Source organism: Dokdonella sp. (assembly GCF_036518555.1).
Lineage (GTDB): Bacteria > Pseudomonadota > Gammaproteobacteria > Xanthomonadales > Rhodanobacteraceae > Dokdonella_A.
On record NZ_DATDMY010000296.1, the window covers coordinates 1 to 6391 of the forward strand.

Genomic DNA, 6391 nt, shown 5'->3' on the forward strand with positions numbered 1-6391 from the left:
GCGCGGCGGCGTGCAGTTCCATCCGGACGAGGCGTCGTTCGACGCCGCGGTCGGCGTTCCACCGAACCTCACCGACGAGACGTTCGACGGAGGCAGCCCCGTCGGGCCGTTTCCGACCCTGTGCGGCGAGCCGATGGGGAGCACGTCGAACGACGCCTGCTTCGCGCCCGGCCAGCTCGCGGGCGGTTTCTCGATCACGTCGACCTCGGGCGACGGCATCATCGAGTTCCCGCCCGCGTTCCTCGGGCCGAACCAGCTCACGCGCGCGGTCGGCGCGACGACGTTCGTCGACTCGACGATCGTGACGCTCGATCCCGTCGCGGACGCGGTTGCCGCGAACGTCTACGGCGGACTCGGCGCCGGCACCGCGGTCGACGTCGAGGTGTACGACGATGCGGGCGTCTCGCTCGGTACGACGACGGTGACGCCGATCGGCACACGCGACAATGCCGCGTTCTTCGGCGTCACGAGCACGACGCCGATCCGGAGGGTCGAATTCCGCGCGCACGCCGATGGCGGCGAACTCATCGACGACCTGCGCTTCCGCGCCACCGGGGTGCTCGCACCGCCGGGCCTCGCGATCGCATTCGCGCCCGCCGCGGTCGCGGCGGGCAGCCCGTCGACGCTCACGATCACGCTCGGCAACCAGTCGCAGCCGGGCCCGGCGACGCTGGGCGCCGACCTCGACGACGCGCTGCCGGCGGGGCTCGCCTTCGCGGGTGCCGCGAGCAGCACGTGCGCGGGCGCGACTCCGGTGACGAGCGGCACGCACCTGGTCCTGCCCGCGGGTGCGCAGATTCCCGCTGCGGGTACCTGCACCATCAGCGTCGCCGTGAGCGCCGCGGCGCCCGGCAACTACACCCATGCGATCGCGGCGGGCGCGCTGCAGACCGATCTCGGCGCGAACGCCGCCGGCGCGAGCGCGACCTTGCTCGTCACGAGCGCAGGCGGCGGCGCGTTCCCGCCGGCGGAGGACTTCGACGGCAATGTGCCGCCCGCGCTGCCGCCCGGCTGGATCTCGTCGACGTTCGGCGGCAGCGCCGACTGGCGCACCGTCAGCGACGTCTCCGACTCGGCGCCGGTGTCCGCGCACGCGCCCGAGCGCGCGGACATCGCCGATTTCACGCTCGAAACGCCGTCGTTCACGCCGGTCGCGAACCAGCATGTGGCGTTCCGCCATCGCTACAACCTCGAGCGCCGCTACGACGGCGCCGTGCTCGAGGTCTCGATCGACGGCTCGCCCTACGTCGACATCGTCGATGCCGGCGGCCGCTTCGTCACCGGCGGCTACGGCACGACGCTCAACGATGGCACCAACAACCCGATCGGCGGCCGGCCCGCATGGTCGGGCGACAGCCACGGCTGGATGACGACGATCGCGACGCTGCCGGCCGGCGCGGTAGGCCACGCGGCGCGGCTGCGCTTCCGCACCGCCGATGACGCGTCGTTCGGCGCCGATGGCGACAACGGCTGGTGGATCGACTCGGTCGCGCTCGGCGTCGACGCAATTCCGCCGAGCGCATCGGTCGCGCCCGCTTCACTCGACGTCCAGGTCGATGTCGGCGCGAGCACGACGGGTGCCGTCGTCCTGTCCAACGCGGCGGGCAGCGCACCGCTCGCATTCTCGATCGAGACGCGCGGCACCGCGCACGCGACCTTGCTGCCGTATGCGCGCGACAAGGCCGGAGCCGGCAAGGCGAACGGCACGCACGCCGTGGCGACGATCGGGTCGCGTGCACTCGTGCGCGCGCCGCGCGCGGCATCGCCGTGGCAGCCGGACGGTTCGTTCACGTTGCAGCTCGACGACGGCAGCGCCGAAACCGCGCTCGGCGCGGGCGGCGCGTCGGGCGAGCAGGGTGCGGTCTACCTCAATCGATACGTCGCGAGCGCTGCGATGACGATCCATTCGATCGGCGTGTACTGGCCGTCCGGCGACGGCGACCTCAGCGGCCTGCAAGCCAACCTCGTCGCCTATTACGACGCCGACGGCGATGGCGATCCGCGCAATGCCGTGCGCCTGGGCGTCGATACCCTCGTGTCGATCGGCAGTACCGGCACGTTCGAAACCTACGCGGTGGATTTCGAGGTGCCCGCGGGCGGCGACGTCTACCTCGGCTTCGTCGACCAGTGGGCGATCGCGGGCAACTTCATGCCGCGCCTGTTCCCGGCCGCGCTCGACGAATCCGCATCGCAGGGGCGCTCGTACATCTCGTCGGCGACCACGCCACCGGTCGACCTTTCCCATCTCGGCAACAACGACATCACGGGGACGATCGGCGATATCGAGCAGGGCGCCCTCGACGGCAACTTCATGATCCGCGCGGTCGCGACCGGCGGCGGCAGCGGCGGCGCGTGTTCCGGCCCGTTGGTGCCGTGGCTCGCCGCGAGCGCGAGCGCGACGAGCGTCGACGGCGGCGAGGGCGTGACGATCCAGGTCGTCGCCGACGCGGCCGCGCTCGGCGAGGGCGACTACCACGCCGAGCTCTGCCTCGTGACGAACGATCCGCAGCGACCGGTGCTCGCGATCCCGGTCGACCTCGTCGTCGGCCATCCGCCTGCCGCCGCGTGCAGCGGCGGCTCCGACACGCTGTTCTGCGACGGCTTCGAGGCGAACGCGAACGCGGACATCGTCCGCGGCACGACGCCACCGTCGCCGACAGCGTCGACGGCAGCGCGTTCGACTTCGCGACCGGGAGCTACCACGCCTACGACGCGAACGCGACGGGAGACGACGTCAACCTGTACGACCTCGTCGGCGGGCCCGACGGTGACGGCCTCTACGCGTACTGGTACGGCGATGCCGTTCCGCCCGCGTTCGCCGCCGCGGTCGGTGGCGTCGTGGACGGCGGCGGCGCGTTCGCGGTGCTGCATGCGGGCGACACGGTCGGACCGGGTACTCCGGTATCGGGCGCATCGCGTCGCCTCGGCAACTGGGTCGGTGGCGCGGACGGCTACCTCGGCATCGCGTTCTACGACGAGGCGGGCGGGCACGTGGACTACGGATACCTGCACCTCGTGACGACCGCGCCGAACGGCTTCCCGGCGCAGGTGCTCGATTGGGCTTACGACCGGAGCGGTGCGGCGATCACGATCCCGTGATCGACGGTCCGTTGCGATCGCGCGCGATGCGCGTCGCATGGAACGAAAGAGGCCGGTGGTCGCGAGACCACCGGCCTTCCCCGTTCACCGGGCACCCGGTTCGTCGGCGCCGGGCGCCACACGGCGCTACTGCGCGGCGGGAATCATCCCGGGGCCGAGCTGGATCAGGTAGTCGTCGACGTCGGTCTGGCTGCCCGTGCTCCAGTTCGAATTGAACGCGATGCGGGTGAAATCGCGATTGACCGCGCCCTGGTTCTCCGTCCAGTAGCCGTCGTCGCCGCCGTGGTGGTAGCCGAGGCCGTACACGCGACCGTTCGCCTTGAGTTCGACCGCGATCTCCTTGTTCGTGAACCACGGCCACGCGCCGCTGCGGTCCTGGTGCGTGTTGTAGGTCGAGATCAGCACCCAACCCGGCTTCGCGTACGCCTTGCCGGAAATGTGCACCGACGTCGACGAGCCGTTGACGTAGGTCGGGAACAGCACCGTGCGCGGGCACTCCGGCGTCGACGCAGGGTCGGCGTCGGCGGGCACGCTCGGGCAGGCGTCGATGTCGACGAAGAACACGTCGCCGCTGTTGCTCTGGAAATCGATCGAGGTGTAGAGGTCGTGCCCGTTCGCGCCGACGGCGATGTCGGAGTGCTCGGACTTGTGCAGCAGTTTCTTCTTCTGCGTGAAGTCCGGCGACCACGCCCACGTGCCGAGCGAATCGTCGGACGAGGTGAACCAGCGGCCCGACGGCGTCATGCTCGTGTGGTCGGGGCGCACCGTCGCGTTGCGCGTACCGACGATCTGGTCGGTCTGCATGTCGTAGACGACGTAGCCGAGGATGCCGAAGCTGCTCGTTTCGGCCTGGAAGCCCCAGTAGCGACCGTCGCGCGAAGGCGAGCCCTCGCTCTTCGTCCACAGGCGCGCCGCGTTCGACCACGGCAGGCGGCCGCTGAAGTTCGCGACGGTCTGCGAGGTGTTCGTGCGGATGTCGAGCTTGAAGATCTTCATGCCGCCGTTGGTCGGCATGTAGTAGAGGCTGTTCGGATCGGTCGGATGCCATTGCACTTCCGAGTCGCCGGCCGGCCCGCTGAGCTGCTTGTCGTACTGCAGCGTGTTCGCATCGTAGATGTGCCAGTAGCCGCCCGAGCCGTAGACGAGCACGCGGCTGTCGTCGGCGTTGAACGGCTCCCGGCGCGAGTAATCGTTGCGCGCGAACTGCTGCGGCGGTTCGACGTCGTGCTGGGTCATGCGCACCATGCAGGTGTCGAAACCGGGGTCGGCGAACGCCTGGCCCTTGGCCGGCTTCGCGAGGCTGCCGGCGGGCGGATTGATCCTGCCTTCGAGCAGGGTGAAGCCGTCGGGGTAGAACGTGCTGCAGGCATTGGCCATGCCACCGCCAGCGGGCGCTTCGAAGCCGTTGCCGAAGACATCGTCGGCGACGGATTCGGCATGGGCGCGCGTCGTCGCGAGGAATGGCGACGACGCGACGAGCGAGATCGCGAGCAGTGAGGCATTACGCAACAGGGGCGCGGGCATGAATAATCCAGGGGTGGAGTCGAGGCGCGAATTCTGCGCCGCGCTTCCGCCCCGGTTTGCGATGAAATTCGCACCCTGAGACAACGACTTGCCGCCGTTTCCCGGAAATGTGTGAGCGCCGTTCGAAAATCGTGAATCCGGTTATCCTGGCGTTAGCGGAAAATGTCGCCGATAAATCGCAGGACGATTTTCAGCGGTCGATTTTCGGGAGGCCGCGGCGCGCGTGCTTCGTGATAATCGTCACGGTTTGCGCCGCGCGGGGGATCGTGCCCGGAGGCTGCGCAGCTTCGCGACGATCTCCACGACTTCGGGCAGGCGCAGGTGCCACGCGAGCGCGAACGCGAACACGCCGGCGGGCAGTGCGGCGAAGCCGCAGGCGAGCGCCCACAGGCGGTGGCTCGCTTCGTAAAGGCTCGCGGGCACGAGCACGCGGGCGAGCAGCACGCCGGCCGCGAGCGCGCCGACGGGCAGCAGCAGGGGCGCCGACAGGGTGCGTCGCGCGCTCGCGTCCGCGTGCAGCAGGCGACGTACGACGAGCGATGCGACCAGCGCCGACTGCAGCTGCGACAGCACGGCCGACAGCGCGACCCCGCGCAGGCCGAGCCGCTGGGCCCAGGCGAGGTTGAGGCCGACGCAGGTGGCGACGCCGGCGAGGCCGATCACGACCTGCGTCCACGGCCGCACCATGCCGTGCAGCACGCGATAACTGAAGTACGCCTGCGAGCGGAACACCATGCCGATCGCGAGCAGGCTCATCGCCTCGACCGTGAGCGCGGTCGAGCGGTCGTCGAAGCGCCCGTGCTCGAGCAGCACGATCACGATCGGCTTGGCGAGACCGACCAGCAGTACGGCGCACGGCAGCGTCAGCAGCAGGATCAGGCGCTGGCCGCTGCGCCAGGTCGCCGCCACCGCGCGATGATCGCCCGCGGCGACGCCGCGGCCGAGCGCGGGGTAGTAGCTCGTGATGATCGCCTGCGCGAACACCTCGACCGGCAGCATCGCCATCATCGTCGCGTAGGTCAGCGCGGAGATCGAACCGGCATCGAGGCGCGAGACGAAGTACTGGTCGACGAGGCCGGTCAGCATCGCGCCGACCGAGCCGACCAGCAGCGGCAGAAGGTGCGCGAGCGGTCGCAGGACATCCGGATGGCCGAGCGCGAGCGCCGGCCGCAGGCTGCTGCGGAACAGGTCGCGATTGCCCAGCACGAGGATGCACAGCTGCGCGAAGAAGCCGAGCGTGATGCCGACGATGAGCGCGCGCACGCCGAGGCTGTGCGCGAACAGCAGCGCGACGAGGATGATCGCGGCGTTGTTCACGACGCCGTCGAGGCCGGGCAGCACGAAGCGCTCGCGCGCGTTGCTGAGCGCCGACAGCAGCGACGACAGCGTGAGCATGAGCATGCACGGCAGCATCAGGCGGATCATGCCGATCGCCTGCTGCTGGTTCTCCGGCGCGAGGCCGGGCGCGAGCCGGTGCACGAGCGCGCCGGTCCAGAGCTGGATCGCCGCGCAGGCGAGCAACGACACGCCGATCGCGAGCGTGAACAGCGTGTTCGCGCCGCGCCACGCCGCGGCGCCGGTGCGGCCTTCGAGGCTCTTCACGAAACGCGGCACGAACGCGACGGTGACGACCGTCGTGAGCAGGTTCGGCAACATCAGCGGCAGCGAGTAGGCGACCCAGAACGCGTCGAGCACGCCGCTCGTGCCGAACAACGTCGCGATGATCAGCGTCTTGCCGATCGCCAGCAGCTTGCCGGCAAGGTTGAGC

Annotated in this window: 3 protein-coding genes; 1 reads left to right on the plus strand and 2 read right to left on the minus strand. The window is 70.1% G+C overall.

The window, feature by feature from the left end:
* On the plus strand, window positions 1–3019 hold a 3019-nt coding region (locus VI238_RS15975), incomplete at its 5' end, for a hypothetical protein (protein WP_331653151.1).
* A gap of 206 nt (window positions 3020–3225) precedes the next feature.
* Here VI238_RS15975 and VI238_RS15980 read toward each other — a convergent pair.
* Together VI238_RS15980 and murJ are read right to left on the minus strand one after the other, a co-directional pair.
* Window positions 3226–4623 (minus strand): hypothetical protein, encoded by a 1398-nt coding sequence (locus tag VI238_RS15980; protein ID WP_331653153.1) that lies wholly within the window; start codon window positions 4621–4623, stop codon window positions 3226–3228.
* A 240-nt stretch (window positions 4624–4863) separates the two neighbouring features.
* On the minus strand, window positions 4864–6391 hold a 1528-nt coding region (gene murJ, locus VI238_RS15985; RefSeq protein WP_331653155.1), incomplete at its 5' end, for a murein biosynthesis integral membrane protein MurJ.